General features: G+C 39.5%; 21 protein-coding genes. 15 read left to right on the top strand and 6 right to left on the bottom strand.

Annotation, left to right across the window (positions count from 1 at the left end):
• Both HMPREF0023_RS03890 and HMPREF0023_RS03885 read left to right on the top strand, forming a co-directional pair.
• The coding region (locus HMPREF0023_RS03890; protein WP_008941245.1) for a diguanylate cyclase domain-containing protein at window positions 1-1,112 on the top strand (1,112 nt) is incomplete at its 5' end.
• 8 nt (window positions 1,113-1,120) lie between these two features.
• Entirely contained in the window at window positions 1,121-1,600 is a 480-nt protein-coding gene (locus HMPREF0023_RS03885; RefSeq protein WP_005088253.1) for an OmpA family protein, read from the top strand.
• 56 nt (window positions 1,601-1,656) lie between these two features.
• On the opposite strand, the gene HMPREF0023_RS03880 is transcribed toward HMPREF0023_RS03885, so the two are convergent.
• Window positions 1,657-2,667 carry a metallophosphoesterase gene (locus HMPREF0023_RS03880; RefSeq protein ID WP_005088255.1) on the bottom strand — a complete coding sequence of 337 codons (1,011 nt, stop codon included), beginning with the start codon at window positions 2,665-2,667 and terminating at the stop codon, window positions 1,657-1,659.
• Window positions 2,668-2,834: 167 nt separating this feature from the next.
• On the opposite strand from HMPREF0023_RS03880, the gene HMPREF0023_RS03875 reads away from it, so the two are divergent.
• Entirely contained in the window at window positions 2,835-4,397 is a 1,563-nt protein-coding gene (locus tag HMPREF0023_RS03875) for a phospholipase D family protein (RefSeq protein WP_005086730.1), read from the top strand.
• On the opposite strand, the gene HMPREF0023_RS03870 is transcribed toward HMPREF0023_RS03875, so the two are convergent.
• Window positions 4,390-5,220: a lysophospholipid acyltransferase family protein gene (locus tag HMPREF0023_RS03870; protein WP_005088259.1), complete on the bottom strand. Its 831-nt coding sequence runs from the start codon at window positions 5,218-5,220 to the stop codon at window positions 4,390-4,392. The genes HMPREF0023_RS03875 and HMPREF0023_RS03870 overlap by 8 nt on opposite strands.
• A 199-nt stretch (window positions 5,221-5,419) precedes the next feature.
• Between HMPREF0023_RS03870 and HMPREF0023_RS16670 the strand changes: the two genes are divergently transcribed.
• The 5 genes from HMPREF0023_RS16670 (at window position 5,420) to HMPREF0023_RS03850 (ending at window position 8,620) form a co-directional block, all read left to right on the top strand.
• Entirely contained in the window at window positions 5,420-5,560 is a 141-nt protein-coding gene (locus tag HMPREF0023_RS16670; protein ID WP_004640892.1) for a hypothetical protein, read from the top strand.
• A 74-nt stretch (window positions 5,561-5,634) separates the two neighbouring features.
• Window positions 5,635-6,972, top strand: coding sequence for a ribosome rescue GTPase HflX (hflX, locus tag HMPREF0023_RS03865; RefSeq protein WP_008941244.1), 1,338 nt, complete (start codon window positions 5,635-5,637; stop codon window positions 6,970-6,972).
• A 74-nt stretch (window positions 6,973-7,046) separates the two neighbouring features.
• Window positions 7,047-7,409 carry a hypothetical protein gene (locus HMPREF0023_RS03860; RefSeq protein ID WP_004640895.1) on the top strand — a complete coding sequence of 121 codons (363 nt, stop codon included), beginning with the start codon at window positions 7,047-7,049 and terminating at the stop codon, window positions 7,407-7,409.
• A gap of 10 nt (window positions 7,410-7,419) precedes the next feature.
• The gene (locus HMPREF0023_RS03855; protein ID WP_004640897.1) at window positions 7,420-8,088 is read left to right on the top strand and encodes an LrgB family protein; all 669 of its coding nucleotides are present in this window, start codon (window positions 7,420-7,422) and stop codon (window positions 8,086-8,088) included.
• Window positions 8,089-8,176: 88 nt separating this feature from the next.
• Window positions 8,177-8,620 carry a DUF2147 domain-containing protein gene (locus HMPREF0023_RS03850; RefSeq protein WP_004640900.1) on the top strand — a complete coding sequence of 148 codons (444 nt, stop codon included), beginning with the start codon at window positions 8,177-8,179 and terminating at the stop codon, window positions 8,618-8,620.
• A gap of 72 nt (window positions 8,621-8,692) precedes the next feature.
• Here HMPREF0023_RS03850 and HMPREF0023_RS03845 read toward each other — a convergent pair whose 3' ends face one another.
• Entirely contained in the window at window positions 8,693-10,876 is a 2,184-nt protein-coding gene (locus HMPREF0023_RS03845; RefSeq protein ID WP_004640902.1) for a carboxy terminal-processing peptidase, read from the bottom strand.
• Window positions 10,877-11,124: 248 nt separating this feature from the next.
• Between HMPREF0023_RS03845 and nagZ the strand changes: the two genes are divergently transcribed.
• A complete protein-coding gene (gene nagZ / locus HMPREF0023_RS03840) occupies window positions 11,125-12,147 on the top strand; it encodes a beta-N-acetylhexosaminidase (RefSeq protein ID WP_005086742.1) in 1,023 nt (340 codons plus the stop codon).
• A 288-nt stretch (window positions 12,148-12,435) separates the two neighbouring features.
• On the top strand, window positions 12,436-13,278 hold the full coding sequence (locus tag HMPREF0023_RS03835; RefSeq protein ID WP_005086744.1) for a class I SAM-dependent methyltransferase: 843 nt from the start codon (window positions 12,436-12,438) through the stop codon (window positions 13,276-13,278).
• Between the two features lie 71 nt (window positions 13,279-13,349).
• Here HMPREF0023_RS03835 and HMPREF0023_RS03830 read toward each other — a convergent pair whose 3' ends face one another.
• Window positions 13,350-14,654: an alpha/beta fold hydrolase gene (locus tag HMPREF0023_RS03830; RefSeq protein ID WP_017396529.1), complete on the bottom strand. Its 1,305-nt coding sequence runs from the start codon at window positions 14,652-14,654 to the stop codon at window positions 13,350-13,352.
• Between the two features lie 353 nt (window positions 14,655-15,007).
• Here HMPREF0023_RS03830 and HMPREF0023_RS03825 point away from each other — a divergent pair, with 353 nt between their 5' ends.
• From HMPREF0023_RS03825 to HMPREF0023_RS03810, 4 genes are all read left to right on the top strand, one after another.
• On the top strand, window positions 15,008-16,273 hold the full coding sequence (locus HMPREF0023_RS03825; protein ID WP_004640911.1) for a glutamate-5-semialdehyde dehydrogenase: 1,266 nt from the start codon (window positions 15,008-15,010) through the stop codon (window positions 16,271-16,273).
• Window positions 16,274-16,575: 302 nt separating this feature from the next.
• Window positions 16,576-17,751 carry an acetate/propionate family kinase gene (locus HMPREF0023_RS03820; RefSeq protein WP_004640913.1) on the top strand — a complete coding sequence of 392 codons (1,176 nt, stop codon included), beginning with the start codon at window positions 16,576-16,578 and terminating at the stop codon, window positions 17,749-17,751.
• Between the two features lie 26 nt (window positions 17,752-17,777).
• The gene (gene pta / locus HMPREF0023_RS03815) at window positions 17,778-19,910 is read left to right on the top strand and encodes a phosphate acetyltransferase (protein WP_008941242.1); all 2,133 of its coding nucleotides are present in this window, start codon (window positions 17,778-17,780) and stop codon (window positions 19,908-19,910) included.
• A 23-nt stretch (window positions 19,911-19,933) separates the two neighbouring features.
• Window positions 19,934-21,253, top strand: a complete 1,320-nt coding sequence (locus HMPREF0023_RS03810; protein ID WP_008941241.1) for an MFS transporter — start codon at window positions 19,934-19,936, stop codon at window positions 21,251-21,253.
• A gap of 95 nt (window positions 21,254-21,348) precedes the next feature.
• Here the strand turns inward: HMPREF0023_RS03810 and HMPREF0023_RS03805 are convergent, their stop codons facing one another.
• Window positions 21,349-21,954, bottom strand: coding sequence for a class I SAM-dependent methyltransferase (locus HMPREF0023_RS03805; protein ID WP_017396528.1), 606 nt, complete (start codon window positions 21,952-21,954; stop codon window positions 21,349-21,351).
• Window positions 21,955-21,984: 30 nt separating this feature from the next.
• A complete protein-coding gene (locus tag HMPREF0023_RS03800) occupies window positions 21,985-22,893 on the bottom strand; it encodes a DMT family transporter (RefSeq protein WP_004640918.1) in 909 nt (302 codons plus the stop codon).
• A 179-nt stretch (window positions 22,894-23,072) separates the two neighbouring features.
• Between HMPREF0023_RS03800 and HMPREF0023_RS03795 the strand changes: the two genes are divergently transcribed.
• Complete coding sequence (locus HMPREF0023_RS03795) at window positions 23,073-23,933, top strand: helix-turn-helix transcriptional regulator (protein ID WP_008941239.1); 861 nt, start codon at window positions 23,073-23,075, stop codon at window positions 23,931-23,933.
• Window positions 23,934-24,077 lie beyond the last annotated feature (144 nt).

The raw sequence follows: 24,077 nt of genomic DNA, 5'->3' as shown, positions 1-24,077 counted from the left end.
CCATGTTTACCATGGAAACTTATGCAAAGCAGAATCTTCAATTATTGAGTCAAACAGTCCTTGAACGAATTCAACCTGCTGTGGTATTTAAAGATAAAGGAACCATAGATCAAATTCTTTCCGATTACACCACAAGTCATGCCATCCGCAGCATCCATGTTTATGACGCTCAAAAGCAGTTGCTTGCAGAAAGTAGTAAAACCATTGAATACACCTCTTTTTTGCAAGATTTGCTCGACAATTGGTTCTTACACGATCCTGTTCAACTCACAGTAATTCATAATAAAAAGCAGGTCGGTGAACTCGTACTTTATGGCAGCTCTGAAAATATTTTGCATTTTCTTAAAACCATTATCATTGGATTAGCCATTTCAATGTTTTTTATCGTGATCGCCTTATTGTGGTCAGTCAATCTAACCTACCGTCAGATCATGCAAGCGATCAAGCCACTCACTCACATTGCACAACTGGTGAGTGACCAAAAAGCATATAATTTACGCTTCCCAAACAATCATATCCGTGAATTCCAAAATTTAAACACTGTTTTTAATGAGCTACTTGAGGAAATTCAAATTTGGCATACACATCTTCAAAAAGAGAACCATCAACTATCATTCCAAGCACACCATGATCAATTAACAGGTTTACCTAATCGTCATTATTTTTATGATGAGTTGAATAATATTTTTGATAATCCTCAGTATCGTCACAACTCAGCATTGTTATTTTTAGATAATAACAAATTCAAAGCAATCAACGATCAATATGGTCATTTGGCTGGCGATGCTGTTTTAACTGAAATGGCATCTCGCTTAAAACTCTCTGTTCGCCATGAAGACTTCATTGCACGCTTAGGTGGAGATGAGTTTGCTATCATTCTTCATGCTATTCACCAAGCAGAACATTTAGAGACAATTGCAGACACCATACTTGCAAGTTGCAAAGAACCTTTAGACTTTAATGGTCAATCCATTCATTTCAGTTTTAGTTTGGGAATTGCTTTCTCCCAGTTCGCTGAAAACCCAGAAGATTTGGTCATGCAAGCTGATCAAGCCATGTATAAAGCTAAAAACTTAAACCCTCATTGGTTTCTTTATAAACCAGAAAATTAGGATATGTTATGCGCACACACACACTTAAAATTTCATTTATTGCGTTACTCTGCCTAACATTGGCTGGATGTTTGAGTTTTGGCCCACTAAAGTATCGCCAAGTCAAAATGTTGAAACAAGAAGGTTTCGTTTTAACAGATGAAGGCTGGAGTTTGGGCTTACCTGAACGCTTACTCTTTGACTTTAATAAGTCAGACATCAAGCCAGAACATGCAACTGAGATTGCTCGTTTAGCGAAGCAACTCAATAAATACGATTTACAAAAACTAAAAATTGTCGGACATACCGATGATGTCGGCAATCCAGAATACAATCAAAAACTTTCAGAGGAACGTGCTCAAAGCGTTTCTATGATTTTTGTTAATGAAGGCTTTAAGCAAAATAATTTAACAGTGATTGGTCGTGGTTCTAGTCAACCCTATTTGCCAAATACCTCAGAGGAAAACCGTGCGAGCAATCGTCGAGTAGCTGTGATCATTATTCCTTAATTTCTAGATCACTCTTTCCCCAAAAAGCCAACTCATAGTCAGTTGGCTTTTTATTTTTAGATGAGTTCGATAATATCGATAGTGGGTGGCACTCTAAATCGAAAAGGCACCCCAACCATCCCTGTCCCGACTGTTACAAAGACATCAGCATGCTCATGCGAATAAAAACCTTTTTTATGTCCTAAAATTGAAACCTTTTTCATAATATAGTTGGTTACCCAAGGTAGCTCAATTTGACCGCCATGCGTATGTCCAGACAGCATCAATGGACGCATAGGTAATTCGGGCACCATATCAACAGTATCAGGGTTATGAGATAAAATTAACCAGGGTTTATCTTGGGGCAGATCAGGCAAAAAGCGCATATTGGCTTTACCAGCCCACAGATCACCAATACCAATAAGACGAAATTCGTCAAAATCAACAATTTTACCTTCGATATCTATCACATCGTTTTGCGCCAGTGCTTCACTTAAAAGCCCTTGAATAGGTGGTCCTGGATATTGTTCATCATGATTTCCAGGAACAGAATAAACAGGAGCCTTAATTTTCTTTAGGACCTCAAGTTCATAAATAAGTCGATTTTCTGGTTCATAGGTCCAATCCCCAGCAACGACAACCAAATCAGGTTGCTGCTGATTTAACTTTTTAACAATACTTTTAAGTTGTCGCTCATGCCCTGAGAATAATCCAACATGCAAATCTGCAACCAATGCCACTTTAATAGGACGCTTAAATTCCTGTGTAGGATTTAAACGAAACTGATGCTGTTTGACATGAATTTGATGTGGCTCAATAAAGCGTGCGTAGACCAAGACGCTACTCAAGAGAAAAACAAAAGCGGTTTGATGGATATTATAGTACCCAGACCACCCCGCATATAAGCTAAAAAACCACAGAGGTACGAGTAAATAAGAGAGATAAAAAGCAAGCAAATGCACAAAAGCTTTAAATGGATGGATGGTCTCTGTACGTGACTGGTGAACCCATGCTTCGATAAAGGCCCAAAGTGCTAAAATCGCAAAAATAAGATAAAAGCCAAAAATAATAGGATCTGAATTCGACATTAAAGCCCTCTTTCAATTTACTCAGGGACAGAGGTTGCATCTTATATTTATCTTTTTCGATGAAATGGTATACTCAACCCAACCTTTAATCAGTAACGATTATGACGCAATTTTCTCATTTAAATGGCAAACATACAAAGATAAGTACAAGTACTTACAATAAAAACATGCTTGCGTTTTCTTGTGCAATTGCCTTAACCATAAGTGGATGTAGTACTTTACCCCAACATAAAACACCATCAACACCCTCTATAAGCATTCAAACTGAACACTCAGAAACATCACTGGCTCAGGTCATCCAACCTCTACAAGCCCAGCACCCTGCACTGACAGGCTACCATGTATTATTTGAACCACTAGAAGCCTTATCTGCACGTTTAAGTCTGATCGATAAAGCAGAAAAAAGCTTAGATCTACAATATTATATTTGGGATAACGACAAAGTTGGAGCTCTTGCTTTACATGCACTGATACGTGCAGCTGATCGTGGAGTCAAAGTTCGACTATTAATCGATGATAACAATGCAAAAAAAACAGAAGGAATTTTTTTAGCTTTGGCTCAACATCCCAATATTGAGGTTAAGTTATTTAATCCTTATCGGTTTCGTAAATATCGTGCCATAGATATGGTGCTCGACTTAAAGCGCATCAATCGACGAATGCATAACAAAAGTTTTATTGCTGATCACCAAGTTGCATTGATTGGTGGGCGTAACATGACGAATCAATATTATAATATCAGTGAAAATTTCCAATTTTCTGATGTCGATGTCATGCTATTTGGCACAGCGGTAAATGATATTTCAGCATCCTTTGATGACTATTGGAACCATGAATACGCTTATGATGTGAGAGATATCGTTAAACAACGATCACATCGCCTTAGCTATGAAAGCTTAAAGCAGCAATTAGATGAACATTATCAACTTGCCACGGTGCAAAACTACTTAGATATTACCAATCACTCACAGACCATAAATGGTTTAATGAATCAACGCATTTCACTCGACTGGGTCAAAGCAGAAGTTGTCAAAGATTCTCCAGATAAAATAAGAGCAAAAGCCAAGAAAGAAGAACATTTAAATTTTCAATTGATCAATCACCTCGAACAACCTGAAAAGAATATCGATCTCATCTCCGCTTATTTTGTACCAGAAAAGAAAGGAACGAAGGTTTTAACAGACTTGGCGCAAGATGGAATTGAAGTCAGAGTTCTCACCAACTCATTTAAAGCCAACGATGTTGCCGTTGTTCATGCATTCTATGGAAAATATCGTCAAGAGTTACTCGAAAAAGGGGTTCAACTCTACGAGTTTTTACCTGCAATAGACAAAAGTGATTTAGATAAGCGGACGGAAGAACTGGCCAAAAAAGCAAAAGTGAGTCTTAAAGGTTTAAGCCGTTCTAGTTTGCATGCAAAACTAATGGCACTCGATGAAAAGCAAGTTTTTATTGGTTCTTTTAATTTCGATCCTCGCTCGGCATATTTAAATACCGAAATCGGCGTTCTTCTGAATAGTCCACCACTTGCTCAAGCCGTACACACCACCATGGATCAGAACCTTACCAAATTTGCATACAAATTAGTTTTGGATGCAAATAATAAAATTACATGGCAACGCCAAACACCCCAAGGCCCGATTATCTACAGAAAAGAACCAAAAATGAAATGGTGGCAAAGAGCTGGTATGAAAGTCATTTCATGGCTTCCAATTGAAGGATTTATGTAAGATCATCTTCAGGCAATACTTTTAAAACTTTACGGTGTAACTTCTTCAGACCTTCACGCATCTTTAAATCCACTTCTTTGGTTAAACTATCCACCGTATGCCCTTCAACCGAGATTGCAGGTAAAGTCAATAAATGCGCTGTGACTCTTGGCATTTCCAATACACGTTGTACATGTTCAACAAAAGTCATAGCACCAATGAATGGCGCAACCATATCTAGCTCACCTTGCTGATTGACATAGCAAATGACACAAATCTGCACAGGTCGTTGAGCTTCTATCGCCGCACCTAATAAGCGACCATGCACTTTTTTAACCTGACGACCATCTGTAGTTGTGGCTTCTGGAAAAAATAAGACAGGAATATCTTGTTTTAAAAAATCTGTAATTTGCTCTCGAATACGCAGTGAGTCACCCGAGCCTCGCTTAATAAATAAAGTTCCACCACCTTTAGCTAAATTACCTAAAATAGGCCACTTTTCTACTTCAGCTTTCGCCAAAAAGAAAATACGTGCTCCTGAGCCGAGTACCGCAACATCTAACCATGAAATATGATTACTAACCCACAGTGAAGGTTCTCTAGGTATGCTGCCATGCACTTGTACATCTAGATTAAAGACCTCACATAATCGTCGGCAAAAATATTGAACATATCGAGTATTCACAGGATTATTCGGATCTTTGTAAAGACCATGTCGATAAATCAGATAAAATCCTTCACCAATGGTTTCTAAGCCTGCTGCTAGTTTTCGACTATATAAACTAAATTTGGAAAGTAAATTTAATGGCGCGCTGCTTTTTGCTGTTGATACTTCTTGAGTCATAAATCATTAAAACCATCGGATCAGTAAAACACTGAACATGTATACATTGAATTAATCAAGTTATATCACGCTCATATCCTCTTATAAAAGTTTGTGTCATAACAAAAACCGAATGTAAGCATAATATTTTTCAATTTTAAATGGTTTTATAGATTGATTATAATTTAAAAATCGAATTTTCAAATTAAAAGGTGAGCAGATGAAATCTCAAGCAACAGCATCTACGTCACAAACCACTGTACCTTACGGTTATGCTTTAAGAATGTTTATTGGCTGGTCAATCTTATATTTTGGAACATTGGTAGGATTTATAGAACTTTTACGCAGTAATATTATATAAATCTACTCAGTCTTTGCCCTTTACTTTCAGTTTGTTCTAGAATAAGACTTTGAGACCAAGGATTTATAAACAGCGTGGAAAATTTTGAGCAGCGTCAGCATAGTGAACGAGCAATTTTGGTCAGTGTTTCCGTTCAACTTCTTGATGATCTTGATGCTGAAGAGTTCCGATTGCTCGCTCAATCCGCAGGTGCTGAAATTCTTGAACATGTTTCAGTTCAACGTCAGAAACCTGATCCAAAATTTTTTATTGGCTCAGGTAAAGTTGAAGAAATTGCGGAATTAGTTAGAGCACTTGATGCTGAATTGGTGATCTTCGATCACTCATTATCTCCTGCTCAGGAACGTAACTTAGAAAAAGTTCTAAAATGTCGTGTCATCGATCGTACAGGCTTAATTTTAGATATCTTCGCCTTACGTGCCCGTACACATGAAGGTAAATTACAAGTTGAATTGGCTCAACTCAAGCATTTATCGACTCGCTTGATTCGAGGCTTTACAGGCAATCTAGAACAACAAAAAGGTGGCATTGGTCTACGCGGTCCTGGTGAATCGCAACTCGAAACAGATCGTCGACTCATTCGAGTCCGAATTACCCAACTTAAAGATAAACTTATTAAAGTACAACAAACCCGTTTACAAGGTCGTGCCGCTCGCCAAAAGGCAGCGATTCCCACCATTTCCTTAGTGGGTTATACCAATGCTGGAAAATCAACATTATTTAATATTTTAGCGAAAAGTGATGTCTATGCTGCTGATCAACTCTTTGCAACACTAGACCCGACCTTACGCCGACTTGAGTGGGATGGTATTGGTACAGTTGTACTCGCTGATACGGTTGGGTTTGTACGTAATCTACAACATGATTTAGTTGAATCATTTAAAGCAACTTTAGAGGAAACACTTGAAGCAACACTCCTTTTACACGTTGTCGATAGTAGTAGCCCCAATATGCCTGAACAAATCGAAGCGGTAGAGTCAGTTCTAAAAGAAATCGGGGCAGATGCACCTATTTTGCATGTCTATAATAAAATCGACCTGAGCGGTGATACTGCTAAAATCACCTATAAAGCACCCGAACTACCCGATCGCGTTTATCTATCTGCACATTCAGGTCAAGGATTGGATTTACTCAGTCAAGCAGTACAACAATGTCTGATGGGACAGTTACAACAATTTGATTTAGTCCTCAAGCCTGCTTACGGTAAACTACGTACACAACTTTACACTTTGAATGTTATTCAATCAGAACATTATGATGATGAAGGTGACTTGCATTTATCCGTATGCATCGCCCCTCACAAGTTAGAACAACTGATTAAACAAGCACACTTACCACTCGATGAAATTGTCGGAGCAAAGTCGTTCTTATTTCATCGTGTTTTAGAAGAGTTCGAATCTAAACAGGAATAAGTCGCTGGGGCTCGCTTCTCGTGCAAGCGTAATAACACGATTCATCATTGTTATAAACATGGGTAAAAGAGAACATGAAAGAAATCGATTGGACAGCTTGGTTTTACACAATTCTATTAATTGTTGTATTTCGTGAAGGAGCTGTCGCCATCACCACTTTCTTTCAACATCCAGAACTCGGTAACTTGGTCGGGCTAATTAGCCTACTTAGCGTGTTATTAATCTGGAGAAAGTTTAGAAAAATTTCTAATCGTCTGATTGATACCAACAATAGAATCATGAAAGAAAGTTCTTTTGCATTTTTACCGATTTGTGCAGGGTCCTTAATCATGCTAGTTCATTTGGGTAAAGAAATTCCTGTGTTTTTATTTATTCTCACCCTAAGTACTTTATTGCCATTGTGGATTTACGCCAAAATGGCGAAACGTTGGTTATAGGAGTTCGTATATGTTTATGGTTATTTACGGATTCGTGATCACCTTGGTTAGTTATTTGATTGCTAAGCCTCTCAATAAAAAAATGCCTCAAATTCCATTAATTGTATTTGCCATGTTTATTGTGATTGGTTTATTAGCCGTCCTAAGAGTTCCTTACGAACACTACATGGATAACGTGAATGGTATATTTAATCATTTACTAGGTTATGTCACCGTCGCTTTAGCGATACCACTTGCTGCAATGCGCTATGATGATTTACCAATTAAATCCATGATTGGAATTTTAGGTTTTGCCAGTATCAGTGCTGTCGCTTTACCTATGAGTCTTGCTTATTTGCTACATATGTCTGAACCCACAATCATGGCCTTTGCTACACGAGCAGTCACCACGCCTATCGCACTAAACATTGCAACTTTACTCCACGCACCCTTGATGATGGTTACCCTGATTGTAATTTTATCGGGCGTTATTGGCGCTGCTTTTTCACCTTGGATCTTAAAACATATTCATGATGAACGTGCTTCTGGTTTAGCATTGGGCCTTGCAGCTCATGCGATTGGTACAGCTCAAGCATGGCAACGCGGTCCTGTTGCAGGGCGTTATGCTGCATTTGGTATGGCGGTGAATGGTGTATTTACAGCCATTTGGTTGCCAACATTTATTTTATCTCTATCATAATTTTTGTCACAAATCACATATTAATATTGAACTAGTTATTACAAATCACCCATAATAGAGCACTTGAACATTAAATGGATTTTTGATCATGGGGAAAAAATTAATAAGTGCTTTACTTTTATCAACAATCAGCAGTTTTGCCTCTGCAGTTGATATTACAGGACTCTGGCAAAGTATTGATGACAAGACGGGGGCGCCAAAAGCGCTAGTTGAAATTCGCCAAGAATCAAATGGCAGCTATGCTGGGAAAATCGTAAAGATTACACCTCGTACAGGCTACACACCGAAAGAAACCTGCGTAGATTGTCCTGCACCTTATACCAATAAACCAATTTTAGGTTTAGATGTAGTCACAGGTCTAAAATACAGTGAAGGTCTAAACTATACCAATGGTCGAATTTTAGATCCGAATACAGGTAAAATTTACAGTATGCGGGCTAAATTAAGTGCAAATGGCAAACGCTTACATTTACGCGGCTATCTAGGTGTATCCGCATTAGGTCGTAACCAAATCTGGATTCGTGCAGATTAACGATTAAAACAAACCCTCAGACAAAACAAAAAGCCCTATCATGTTATAGGGCTTTTTGTTTGCACGATTAAATTATCGTGCTTGTAACTTTGCATAATCCAACAGAACATTTGCCGCCTCTGTTACGAATGCTTCTTCCTCTGGTAAAGGTGGACGTTGATGTGCTTTCATCTTGGCACGTGCTTCAATTAAAGCATCAATGGAAGCTTGATAACTTTCCCAATTTGCATAAGGCTTTTGACCAGATGCTACACGTCTTTGATTTTCAGCCTCTAAAGTCTGCTTTTCTAAATCAATTAGTTCTGCACGACGCTGGTTAATATCTAATACGACCTGTTTCTGATCAGAGGTTTTCTGTGCAATTGCCTTTCTCGCCTCTAAATATTTAAACTGTGCATCCAAAGCAACACGCTCAGCAGAGAATTGGGATAATTTAGCCACATAAGGTTGAACCGAACCCTCTCGTTTGAATGGTGCTGTTGGAATCGTATCCCACTTCAACGCATTCTTCGCTTTACGTTCACCAAACTCCTCGTTATAAATATCGACAAGTTTGATATCTGGAATCACCCCCTTATTCTGGGTACTTCCACCTGTAATACGATAGAATTTACGTTGTGTCAGCGTTGCCTGCCCATAAGCTAACGAATCCAACTGAACCTGTGCAGTTCCTTTTCCTGTCGTAGTACTACCAATTACGATACCACGCTCATAGTCCTGAATCGCAGCAGAGTAAATTTCACTAGCCGATGCAGATGCTAAATTCACAAGAACAGCCAATGGTCCTGCATAAATTTGTGCACCACCATCTGTGTCCTCAAACACATTGACATTACCGTTGCCATCTCGGATCTGAACTACAGGACCAGATTTGATGACTTGTCCCAACATCCGCGCAACTTCTTCCAAAGAACCACCCGGATCATTTCGCAAGTCAACCAAGATTCCTTCTACTTTTTTCGCTTTGAGCGCTTCCAAAGCCTTGGCTGTATCAACTGAAACTGAACGATATTCTGCTCCTGCACGGCGAGAGCGGTAATCAAAATAGAAAGATGGAATTTCGATCACACCAAAGGTATGTTTCTTTCCATCTCGTGTGATCTCAATGGTACGTGAACGAACGCCTGCATCTTCCTCTTGAATAATATCACGGGTTAAAGTGACATTACGCGCTTGACTCATCGGAGCACCTGGTCCAAGTAAACGTACAACCACTTTGGTTCCTCGCTTACCGCGAATCAAGCCAACGATTTCAGAGCTTGGCCAGCCGATGACATCCACCATTTTCTCGCCGTCTTGCGCAACGCCAATAATGCGATCACCTGATTTAACTTGTCCAGACTTACTTGCAGGACCACCCTCGACGATCGTTTCAATCCGAGTGTAATCTTCATTGCCACGCTCTGGACGAATCGAAACACCGATCCCCTCTAAACGCAAAGTCGTTTGGCGATTCAGCTCCATCGCATCAATTGGTGGATAATAATTACTATGTGGATCGTATGTCGCCAACATCGCATTTAAAGTTTTTTCTAAGACATCATCACTTTTTAGACGTGCCATGCGCTCTAACTGACGCGTATAACGCTTGGTCAATGTCTGCACAGGTGTAAGATCCTCAGGTCCTGTCAGATCTTGTCCATTTGCAAGTGATGGATTTTCTTTTAATGCCTTTTGCTTGGCTAACTCTTCTTCTTTACTAATAGTTAAGTTAATTAACTGTGATACCAGCATTTTACGCCAATGCGCTTGCTGTTCAGCAGTGGTCTGGAAATAAGGAGCTTTTTCTCGTTTCAGATCCAAATAAACATCTTTTTGCTGCAAGTTTTGCGGCTTTTTCAACTCAGCCAACATAAACTCATAAAATTGTTTCAAACGTTCACGATATTGCGCATGAATTTCAAATGGACCCGTTAAATTCCCAGCTTTGAGTGAACTACCAAAATTTGAACCATATTTATTTTTATACTCCTCAACCTCACCACTCAAAAAAAGTGAATGATCAGGATCAAGACTATCTAAATACATATCCAAAACGCGGTTGGAAGTCGATGCATCTAAGCGCATGTTAAGGTAGTGTTGGCGATCAACCAATGTTGCTAACTGACGTGCAACCAGTGCTTGTTCTTGTGTAGGCTTAATCACCGTTGAGACAGCAGATGCTTCTGTTGCCGCAAATGCCTCATTAATTGTATGAGAGAAAAACAAACCACCAGTCGCAATTGCAACTGCACACGCTATCATTTGAAGTTTCATAAAATTTGGGTACTTCCTTGGATATGGCAATTATTACACGCTGATACAGCGATTAAGAACATATTTCATCCGACACTTTATCAGCCTGCATACTTATCAGGTGCTATTAATAACCTCACAATAAGTATTTATCATCAATATCATGTAGTTTTATCATAATCTGTACTGACAAAATGTAGCAAATCATTGCACAATTTTGCTATCGTTTTTTTCATCAATTTTTTAATCAAAATTCAAACGGAATACATATGATTGGCGCTTTGATGCTAGATATTGCTGGCACAGAACTTACTCAAGAAGATATTGAACTATTACAAGCCCCGCAAGTCGGTGGTATGATTTTATTTGCACGAAATATTGAATCACCTCAACAAGTTCGCGCCCTAACCGATCAAATGCGCCAAGTACGCCCTGATATTCTGATTGCCGTAGACCAAGAAGGCGGTCGAGTACAACGCTTGAGACAAGGTTTTACCTTATTACCTGCAATGGGAAGACTCGGTGAACACTACCTCGAAAACCCACAACAAGCGATTGAGTTAGCAGAACAATGTGGTTGGTTAATGGCAACCGAAGTTTTAGCTGTTGGTATTGATTTCAGCTTTGCACCTGTTTTAGATCTGAATGATGTCAGTGATGTGATTGGTGATCGTGGTTTCGCTAAAAATATGCAAGATATTGTTCCTCTTGCCGACGCTTTTATGCGTGGGATGAAAAAAGCAGGTATGGCTACCACAGGCAAACATTTCCCTGGACATGGTTCGGTAAAAGCAGATTCACATGTCGCCGCCGCCATTGATAGCCGTTCATATCAAGAAATTTATGACAAAGATATGCAAAGCTTTATCAAACTCATGCCACAACTTGATGCCTTGATGCCTGCTCATGTGATCTATGATCAAGTCGATCCAAACCCTGCTGGATTCTCTCCATTTTGGCTACAAACAATTCTTCGCCAAGAACTTAAATTTGACGGAGTTTTATTCTCCGATGATCTAAGTATGCAAGCGGCATGTGTTGCTGGCGGTGCAGATGCACGGATTCAAGCGGCATTAAGTGCAGGTTGTGATATGGGCTTGGTCTGCAATGACCGTGATGCTGCATGTACAGCTCTGGATGGAATCCAAAAATTGGCGTTGCCAAATCAACAGCGATTAGAGCGTATGCGTGGCAAAATTCCAAATATTCAAATCGGCACAACATTAACTTTAGACGATGAAAACTGGCACAACGTCAGAAAAGTCATTGAAGAATTTAAGAATTCGTTCTAACTTTGATTAGATTTTTTTAATTGTTCTATTCACACGATGGAATCTTGCCGAGAGCTCATCTGATTAAAGGATTTGGCCTTCGGCTCGACTTACTTTTCAGGGATGAAAAGTAAGCAAAAATCCTTTGTTAGGCTGAGGGTACATCCTTGTAACCCCAGCCCAACAGCGGCATCCATGCCGCCCCACGATAGTAAATAACAAACCTAAATCAAGATGTAGTCAAAACACTCTATATTTTAAAGAGATGAATTTTATATCTAAATTAGGAAAAAATAGAGTCTAGGACAGATGACACAACAACTTTCAAAACATCGCCACATTTCATTTACCGCACACTACACAGGCTATATTTGGTATCAGATGGGGATTTCACATCCCTCTCTTGCAACAGCCAAAGGAAAAACACTTGCTGCTTTAGTCCATCCGATTGAAAGTTGGGCGGAAAAATATGTGGGCGGTAGCATGCGCACCACGCTCAAGCAACGCCACACTATGCTAGATGCCCATTTAGAGCAACTCATCCGCCAACATCCAGACTTGCAGGTACTTGAAATTGCTTGTGGCTTATCTCCCCGTGGCTGGTGGTTTAGACAACACTATCCAGATATTGTTTATCGTGAACTCGATCTACCTGATATGGCTGCAACCAAGCAAGCCGCATTACAACAAATCGAAGAAAATGTCGAAGATGTACTATCAGTAGACTTATTTACAGAGGCATTTGCAGACGCCTTTGCCGTATTTGATTCGAAACGCCCATTGGTGATTATTAGCGAAGGTTTAATTAACTATTTTGATAAGCCTTTACTACACCAATTGATTCAATCCATTGCGACTTATGGAAAAGATTTTATCGAACTTCATTATCTTACTGATCTTTATCCAGAACCAACGCAAAACAAACTTGCCACAATTATTTGGAATAGCAGCCGCTTACTAAAATGGATGTCTCGCAGTGCATTTAGTTTTCACTTTCAAACACCATCAGAAGTTGAGCAGTTTTTCTATGAAGCTGGTTTTAAACAAGTAACAGTCTTGCAACCTAAACAATTCTTCGAGCAAAAAATACTGGAAAATAAACAACAACATTTAGGTGATCTGGTTTGGACCATTCAAGCAAGTAATAACTAACCCACAAGAAAAAAGAGAAGTGATCAAATGATCTACTTCTCTTTTTTACTAATCGTAAACTAAAATTACGACTATTTTTGACGCTCAATAAACCGTGTTAAACGCTCAGCAACATCGAAATTGCCATGTTTAAACAAAATACGTAATCCTTGCGCTGTTGCTTCGAAAGTTAAGCATTCAATTTTAAACTCGCCTTCTTCATCCACTAAATGTAAAGCTAAATCACGCGGATGTTGGCTAACAAAATCAAGCTGTTCTATGTCATCAAGTTTTAAATACACACCAAAGAAAGTGATATCAACAACTTTAACTAAAACTTCAGTATCTAAATGACGATGTGTTAGTTTAGTTTCTGGTTGCAAGACCGGAATACGTTCTTCACCACGACGTTCGATTTGTTTCATTTCCTCACGTGTCATGGTAATAATGCCATCAAGATTGTCGATGGATTCACCCTTCAAGAATGAGGTAAATAAATTCATCGTTTCTTTACGGCGTTGTAATTGTGGTACATGATCTGCATTGGCAATCAAAGCAAACTGCATATCTTGACATTGAAGTGCAAAGTCCGCATTTTCATGAGGTAAAGTAAAACTATCGTACTGCCCTGCTGCAACCAATGTTTTACACTGCGGCACAGGCACATCACTTAGACGCAATAAACGGTTGCAATTGATCTCGTAACGTTCACGCTCGGTTGCACTAAACTCCGCCATCTGTCTAAAAAACAAACGTTTTGCCGTCGGTGACATGCGTGTTTTATCCAATTTGGCATGATTAACCAAATACAAAATAACAGCTTGCCCAAACTCTTCCATGCGATCCTCTCGCATGAGATGCAACGACTCTTCAAGTAGCATACGCCAACTTTTACGTGTCTTTTGCATGACACCCATCAACACCATACGATCAATAAGTTCTGGACGTTGATGTGCAAACGAAGAAGCAACCACCGATCCCAAAGACATTCCCATCATGGAAACTTTATCGATTCCTACAATATCAAGCCATTGACCAAGCATTTTTGATAAGTCTGGCAATTCTAAAACACCTGCAGATTCACCAGTATCAACATTACGAATTTGTTGATTTGCACCCATGGATGGTAAATCGATTAAAATAACAGGACCACTCTCAAAAAGTTGCTCAACACAATATTTATAAGAGTTAAAGTTTTGAAATGCGCCCCCGACAATTACAATCGGCGTGTTATAGATCGTTTTAGGATCTGCAATCGCCATATATTCAATTTTCCAACCATCAATCCATGTTGTGCGTGCTGGTTGCTTAAAACTGTTTTTATTGTAGATGTCGAAAAAACCAAACCCTGTGTAGGTATGATTTAAATCCGAGTCCATTTGGATAATGGAATTCATGTCCTTCCTCCATCCTTGTTTATTTTTTTGATGCAAGAACCTCATTGTCAGCGATTTATACTTGCAAGTTAACAAATTTATAAAATTTGTATTACATTTATCCTATACTTTTTCATTCTATACAAATGCACGTTTTATACGCAATCATTTCCTTTACCACTTATCTTGTTTAATCCAATAATCTTTTGCAAAATATGTAATCTCCGTTTTATATTCAATATCTCTATCGCACTAAAATAAAAAAATTTGCGTCAATTAACATTTTTAATTTTTTTGAATTGTCAGTTCCGCCTATTCATTGTTCTGCATTTGACTGTTACTATCTTATTAGTACAGGCAATCCTTAAAATGCTATGCAAGATTCTATTGAAAATTATATGCAACAAGTGGGTATTCAAGCGCGCCAAGCTTCTCGTGTTTTAATGAGTGCATCAACTCATCTTAAAAACCATGCTTTGTCTGCGATTTATACAGCGTTGGAAAATAACCAAACACAAATTTTAGCGGCCAATCAAATTGATATGCAAAATGGTCGTCAAAAACAATTAGACACTGCTTTGCTAGACCGTTTAGAACTTACACCCGCGCGTTTTAAAGGAATGCTTCAAGGTTTAAAAGATGTCATCGCCTTAATTGATCCTATTGGAGAAATTACCGATCTCGCTTATCGTCCATCAGGTATTCAATTGGGTAAAATGCGTGTCCCATTGGGTGTCATTGGCATGATCTATGAATCACGTCCAAATGTTACACTTGAAGCAGCGTCTTTAGCGTTAAAGTCTGGTAATGCCATTATTTTACGTGGCGGTTCAGAAGCTCTTGAATCCAACAAAGCAATTGCAACCGCGATTCAACATGGCTTGCAAATTTCAGGTTTGCCAGAACATGCCGTTCAAGTGATTGATACACCAGATCGTTCAGCAGTTGGTCATCTGATTACCATGACTGAATATGTTGATGTGATTGTACCGCGTGGTGGAAAAAGCCTGATCGAACGTATTAGTCAAGAAGCACGTATCCCTGTCATTAAGCATCTAGACGGTAACTGTCATGTGTTTGTTGAAGCTCAAGCAGATCTGCAAAAAGCACTTCCAATTGCATTAAATGCCAAAACCCATCGCTATGGGGTGTGTAATGCAATGGAAACTTTATTGGTCGATGAAGCAATTGCAGAGGAATTTTTACCGCATATTGCCGAATTATATGCCGAGAAACAGGTCGAGTTACGGGGCTGCCCAGAGACACAACGTATCTTAGGTGTTTCTGTTAAAACTGCGACAGAAGATGATTGGTATACCGAATATTTAGGACCCATCCTTGCGGTAAAAGTGGTTACAGGCATGGATGAAGCAATCGAACATATCAATAAATATGGTTCGCATCATACAGATGCCATCATTACTGAAAACTTTAGTCTAGCGCGAGAGTTCTTAGCGCGTGTTGACTCAAGCTCTGTAATGATCAATGCATCAACTCGATTTGCAGATGGCTTTGAATATGGGTTAGGTGCTGAGATCGGTATTTCTACTGATAAAATTCATGCCCGTGGTCCTGTAGGTCTTGAGGGATTAACCTCTCAGAAATGGATCGTCTTTGGTGATGGTCAAATCCGTCAATAATTAAAACTCATCTAGTTAAACCAAGACACGATAAAGTTCATTCATTTGATCTTTATCGTGTTTTTATATATTTTCATACAAAAAAACAGTGAAAACCAACAGATTAATCAAAAGTATTTCTTATTTACAAACTATACTGAAAAATATTAATTCCGTTGATTTATAAAAAGTTGTATAGGCTAAAGTCTATTTTGCCAATGCAACACCTCATGTTAAAACATTGCGCTTGTTTTTACTGTTCTGCGATGATCGTAAACTCAAAATGCTTATCATAAAATTTAAAATTGGTTAGGTGTTCAAACGTGGCTATATCTGTATTAGTAATTAATTGTGGCTCTTCATCTATTAAATATGCCCTGATCTCAGAACGTCGTGAAGATCGTATTTACGGTTTGGCAGAAAATTTAGGCGCGGCTGATGCACGGATTAAAGGCATCACAATCGGTGGTGAACCACTTGAACTATCCATCCCTTACGCAGATCACGCCAAAGCACTTGAAACGCTATTAGCTCGTCTAGCAAATTATAATCCTCAAGCGATCGGACATCGAGTGGTACATGGTGGGACCATGACACATGCTGAACGTTTAACGCAGGACACCATTGATCGTATTCGTCATGCGGTTCCTTTAGCACCGCTACACAATCCAGCCAATTTAATTGGTATTGAAGCCACCTTAGCGCTATTTCCACATTTACCTCAAGTCGCTGTCTTTGATACTGCTTTTCATCAAACTATGCCTGAACGTGCTTATCGTTATGCACTACCACAGTTTTTATACTCAGATTATCAAGTTCGCCGTTACGGCTTCCATGGTACGAGTCATGCCTATGTTTCAGAGCGAGCAAGTGAGTTAGCTGGCCAAAAAAATCAAGGTGGATGGCTCAGTGCACATCTTGGTAATGGCAGCTCAACCTGTGCAATCTGGAATGGTGAAAGTATTGATACCTCTATGGGAATGACACCGCTAGAAGGTGTCGTTATGGGCACCCGAAGTGGGGATGTTGATCCAAGCCTCCCTTTGTTCTTATCCAACAATCTAGGATGGGATATTCAGAAAATCGACAATATGTTGAATAAAGAAAGCGGTTTACTGGGTTTATCTGATCTTTCTAATGATATGCGAACCCTAGTTGAAGCCTCAGAAAATGGGCATGAAGGTGCAACTCTCGCAATCGAAGTCTTCTGCTATCGTCTCGCTAAATCTTTATCAGCTTTAAGTTGTGGGCTCCCTCGTTTAGATGGTTTAATTTTTACAGGTGGTATTGGTGAGAACGCTGCCAATATTCGTGAGAAAACCGTAGCCTATCTACCACACTTTGGTTTGCAATTTAGTGTAGAAAAAAATAATAGCTTAGCACGTGGTACCGAAGGTCGGATTGATCATGGTACAGGTCCACAAATCTGGGTCATCCCAACCGATGAAGAAGGAAGGATTGCCAAAGAAACACGCCAAGTGCTTGGACAACTTAATTAACCAATAAATCGAATTTTAAGGTCATTATGAATACAATTTTACTTATTCCAACTGGCGAAGGTGTAGGTTTAACCTCAGCCTGTCTAGGCATGATCTATGCACTAGACTGTAAAGGCATTAATGCAGGATTTTTAAAACCCTTCTCTCAAATTGCTGAAGCAACTGTTGATCGCACCACAACCTTATACCATCATCTATTTCAGCATCATGCTGTAGAACCGATGACCTATGATCGATTAACACAATTGATTGCGCTCGGTGAAACAGATGAATTGCTTGAAGAAGCGGTGGCTTTACACCGCCAAATCGCGGCGCATCATGATGTGATCATTGTTGAAGGGCTTGTTCCAAATGGCCAAGACCATTTTGTGAGTGAAATCAATGCTGCCTTAGCACAAGCTTTAGATGCTCAAGTGGTCTTGGTCAGTACCGCAGACTTGTCAGATCCTCGCAAAACCGCCGAACGAATAGATGCACATCTTCGACAATTTGGTGGCGCTGCTTCAGCACGTACGACTGGCATTCTATTTATGCGAACCAAAGGTTTGCCTGAAAGTACGGCTCAAATCCCTGTCACACTCGATCCAAGCTTACGCTTAGGTGAAAAGATAGATCGTTATGCAGTAGAGTTACAACGCTATAACCGTCATATCGGAACCGAGGCCCTACCTATTATTGGCTTAGTGCCTTTTAGTAATATTTTGAGCGTTCCGCGAAGTTTAGACATTGCCCCGATTGTTAATGGAACGTGGTTACATCAAGGTGAAGCCAAACATCGACGTATATTACATACCAGTTTAATTGCATCTAATATTGAATCTGAACTTCACAAATTTGTACCGGGTGAACTAATTATTGGTGCATCTCAGCGCGCTGATATTTTACTTGCTGCCAGTCTTGCCAGCAGTAATGGAACACCATTGGCAGGATTAGTTCTCACAGAACCGTCCCCACCCGCAGCAAATGTGCTTGAGTTTTGCCAAAGTGCAATCAAACAAGGTCTACCAGTCTTACACACCTCCCTCACAACCTTAGAAGCATTGAAGAAACTCAGTCGTTTTGGTAATGAAATTCCAATCGATGATACTGAACGTGCAGAACAAGTTACACGCTTTGTATCAAGCCATATTGACAGTCAATGGCTAGATCAACACACCCAAAACAATTTACACCCGCGCCTATCTCCTTCAGCATTCCGTTATGAGTTAGTCCAAAAATCTATTACTGCTAAAAAATGCATTGTGCTACCTGAAGGCGACGAACCTCGCACCGTACAAGCGGCTGTGATTTGTCAGAATCGTGGTATCGCACAATGTATCTTATTGGCAAAACCCGAATCTGTTGCAGAAGTTGCAAAAGCTCGTGGTATTCAATTACCGAGTGATTTAAAGATCATTGATCCTGACACTATCCGTGACCGCTACATCGATCCAATGGTTGAACTACGCAAAGGTAAGTTAGATGCCTTACAAGCCAAAGCACAACTTCAAGATACCGTTGTTCTTGGTACGATGATGTTAGCCTTAGATGAGGTTGACGGCTTAGTTTCTGGTGCGATTCATACGACAGCCAACACAGTCCGCCCAGCCTTCCAGTTGATTAAGACTGCGCCTAATTATTCGTTAGTTTCTTCTGTGTTCTTTATGCTGTTACCAGATGAAGTCTATGTGTATGGTGATTGTGCAATTAATCCAGATCCGAATGCAGAACAATTGGCCGAGATTGCCATTCAATCTGCTGATTCTGCAAAAGCGTTTGGTCTCGACCCTCGTATTGCGATGATCAGCTATTCAACAGGAACCTCTGGCACAGGTGCGGATGTTGAAAAGGTCGCTGAAGCAACTCAAATCGCCCAACAGCGTCGTCCCGATCTCCTCATTGATGGACCCTTACAATACGATGCGGCTTCAGTAGAAAGTGTCGGTCGCCAAAAGGCACCTGATTCGCAAGTGGCTGGTCGTGCCAATGTATTCATATTCCCTGATTTAAATACGGGTAATACCACTTATAAAGCAGTGCAACGTGCTGCCAATGTGGTCAGTGTCGGCCCAATGCTGCAAGGTTTAAACAAACCAGTTAATGATTTATCTCGCGGTGCTTTGGTCGATGATATCGTGTTTACTATTGCATTAACGGCGATACAGGCGGCGCAACAATAAACCTAGCCTAGGAGTAAATAAGCTTGACGCCATACTCCTTTGGAAAAGGTTTTTATTTTGTTCAATTTTCCGCAATTCTGAATAGTATTGCTTCACGTTGTATACATCTAGCTCTTGCATGGTGGGTTCTTTCGATAACCAGCGATGCAAGAGCATTTGTAATCTTTGTTGCGATAGGCACAGCGGCAGACATCTTAGCACGCGGATTATTTGGATCACTCGGTGATACCTATGATAAACAACGACTGATTTCATTGTGTTATTGGATGAGTCTAATCTCAGCAATCACCATCGCCTTGTTAGCGACGACACAGACCTATCTAGCAATTGTACTTATTATTTGCCAAGCTTTAGGTGGTTTAGCCATTGGTATTCGTGAACCACTCCAAAGCAGTATCGTTCCATTTCAAATCAGCAAAGAACAACTTTCCAGCGCTATCCAATGGCGATCAGCAGCGATGACAATTGTGACCTTTTGCTCACCTATATTAGGAACAGGATTAATTTCGCTCATCGGTGCACATAATACGATTTGGTTTGGCGTCGGGTTGATTCTTTTCTCAATCATTTTATTAAATTCAATAAAAATTTTAAATGTCGGCTCGAAGATAAACTCTAAGCTCAAACGGCCTAAGTGGAACAGTGGTTTTTCTACCCTAAAACAACTCCCTCCAGAAATTAGTTTAATTAAAATTACTTTTTTTATAAATTTAGGCTTATTTCCTTTTTTTAGTGTCGCTCTACCCACTTACTTTTATCAAAATTATAGTAAGACCCCTCTACTACTTGGTATCGTTGACACATCATTTGCAATCGGCATGTTTTTAGGCGCAACAAAACTCGCAACTCTCGCCAATTCTTTGTTTGGTCGAGCAATAACCACATACTCAGGATATTTAGCGTTAAGTGTAGGTATTTTAATATTTGCGCTCATGAGCCAAGTCTTATCCGTTTTTCACATTGGCTATTTTAGTTTGATGTGTTTTAGCATGTGTGTAGCTGGCTGTGGCTTAATGGTTGCTCTAACCAATACCAGTTTTATGCGTAGCGCAGCAGTACCACATAACTTCCTAAACAGAGTCAGCGCCTCATCCACATTTGGAACAGGTATCGCAAACCCAATAGGTGTTGTTATTACAGGTATTTTTATTAGTAACTTCGGCATAAATATAACTTTGATTTTACTCAGCCTGATTCTTATCATTGCAGCAACTCTATCCTTTATGAGTACAAATCTCCGACAGGTATTATCTTTATCTGATAACGAAATTCATGGTGCTTATTCCCGAATGTATCCAAAAGCATTTTCGAAAGATATTTGTACAACCAAAATATTGAGTTAACGATATTGTATTAAACTAAATCTAAAAAATAATACCTACAAACTAAAACTGGCTTTTGTGATTAAAAATTCATCTATCTCACTAAATCGCTATTTTCAAATAAATCTTGCCAACCACACTGTATGCCCTGCACATTCAGAATCCTCTGCTATCATTTTTATTACTTCAAATCCATGTTGCTTCAATAAAAGGCGATATTCATCTGCCGATAAACTGGCATGGTACAAAGGTTCACCAAACATCTCACCAATCGCCTCCCCATGTGCAGGGCCACTAGTAAACATTAATGCAGCACCCGCCACAGCATGATCTGAAAATAACCCAAACATTTTTCTTTGATCATCATGGGTCAAATGAAAAAAACTGTCCCAAGCTAAAATACCTTGAAACTTTTGATCTGATTGAAAACTACGAAAATCTTGTTGTATCCAGTGCTGTTCAGGAAAATTTTGCTGAGCCATTTCAATCATGACATCCGAAGCGTCCACCCCCGTTACCTCATGACCCTGCTCAATCAAATATGCCGCAATTGGCTTGGCTGAGCCACAGCCCAAATCTAGAATTTTGGATGGAACAGGGATTAAAGATAAAAATCGATCCAACCAAACCTTTTCATACAAATAGGTTCCACGATGTTCGGTCCATGAACGTCCATATTTCTTATAGATATCGATAATCTGCTTTGCCAAATGCGCCTGCATTTTTCTCTTCCTTAAATATGGCAAGCTCATTCAGAGTTGCTTAGAAGACGTAAATATCGTTTGGATTCGTGGCATTTTGATAAAGAAAATAGCATTTCCACCAAGAATCAAGACCACGCCGATCACAGCGTTAAGCTGCCATTGATAGCCTTCCCAAATTGTCGCCACAACTAAAGCCACCAATGGAAATAATAACGTACTATAGGCTGCCTTCGCTGCACCAATCCGTCCGATGAGATAGAAATAGGCAGTAAATCCAATCACTGACCCAAAAAGCGCTAAATACAATAATGCACTCAACGCACTGAACTGCATACTTGGAAAGAAATTGTCTTGCTTAATCCCCGAAATCAACGCCATCAAGATCGCACCATATAACATGCCGTAAGCATTGGTACTAAAAATATCTAATCCATGTTTTTGATGTCGAGTACTAATCATATTGCCCAGTGAGAAGCCATACGTACCCAATACACACAATCCGATCCCAATCAATGTCTGATAGTTCAATGTTGTACCAAACACATCATGCCAAAATAAGGCCAGCATACCCAAAAGTCCCATCAAAGCGGCTGGATAAAAGCGCGGTGAAATCTCTTGATCAAAAAAGAATTTAGCATTGATTACATTGAAAATCATGGCCATAGAAAAGATCACCGCTTCCAACCCACTGCTAATATATTGCACAGCATAATAAAAACAGACGAAATTTAAGCCAAAAACACATAGCCCCTGTAATACACAAAACAGATGATCTTTTAATGCAAGTTTCTGTAATTTCTTGGTGAGCGCAATAAAGACAAAGAGAACAATCGCTGAAATAAAGAAACGCCAAAACACTGCGACATTTGCTGAGATTCCACTTTGTTGTTGCAAACTAATCGCAATCCATGTGGTTCCCCAAATCACCACCACCAAAGCATATAACAGCGCATTCATCTTAATTAACCCGATCGTATTCACATAACCGCTATTTTGCGATGTTTCAAATCATCTTAACTTGCATGTTCTTGCGATGATTATCATCAAATTGCGATTATATTTACCCTCGCTGTACTAATGACAAACGCGATTAAAAATCGCTACACTAGTCACATATTCAAACCTTTGAGTAGAAGATGAAATATCAGATTCTAGATCAATTACAACAATATAAAGCCGAATTGCTCGACTCAGTAGAACTGGGTTCAGGTATGCAACTCGCGATGTGGCAAAACAATCAAGATCGCGTCAATGTTTGCAGCAATCACCATACACTGAGTATGTATATTCAAGGCGGATATCAAAGCTATCAAAAAACTGCTCAAGGTTGGCATAATGGTGGTGGCCCTGATCATATGTGCTTGATGCCCCAAGATTTTGAATCAACATGGGATCTTCGTGACTCACTCACTTTTGTCCATCTCTATTACACCCAACAACATTTACAACGTGTCGCAGAACAAGTTTGGGATCGTGAACCCAACCAAATTATTTTAAATCCACAGACTTTTGTTGCTGATCCACACATTGCCATGATTTACCGACATTTTTTACTCAATGGTGCATGGCAAAATCGTGAAAATCACTTACAAATGAGCACTGCAACCACACTGCTACTTAACCATTTAATTAAAAATTATAGCCACGCCCAATGGCAAGCACCGGAAGTTAAAGGGGGATTATCACCGTATGTGTTGAAACAATTATTGCAGTGGATTGATCACAATCTCCATCTCAGTTTGACACTCTCTGACTTGGCACAGCAAGCTCAACTGAGTGAGTATCATTTTGCCCATATGTTTAAGCAATCGATGCGTATGCCACCTCACCAATATGTAATGCAACGCCGCTTAGAGCAAGCACATCAAGCATTACAGCAAACTAATCTCAATTTAACCGAAATTTCTGCGCAATATGGTTTTAGTTCTAGCAGTCATTTTAGTAATCGATTTAAAAAATATTTTGGTTATTCTCCCTCTCAAATGCGCATGAAGTAAGTTCATTATCAAGTCTCTTATATTTTTTTGAATTAAAGAAAACTCAATAAGGGTTAGATCAATAGAGAAAGAAGCCAAATCCTTAACCCTTTAGCCAAAAGTCGTTTAAAACTCCCACAATCCGAGCTTTTTGTCATATAATTT

Origin of the sequence: Acinetobacter sp. ATCC 27244 (genome assembly GCF_000156555.1) — a bacterium.
Classification (GTDB): Bacteria; Pseudomonadota; Gammaproteobacteria; order Pseudomonadales; family Moraxellaceae; genus Acinetobacter; species Acinetobacter haemolyticus.
The sequence above is the reverse complement of the archived record's forward strand: the minus strand, read 5'-3'. Positions and strand labels throughout refer to the sequence as shown.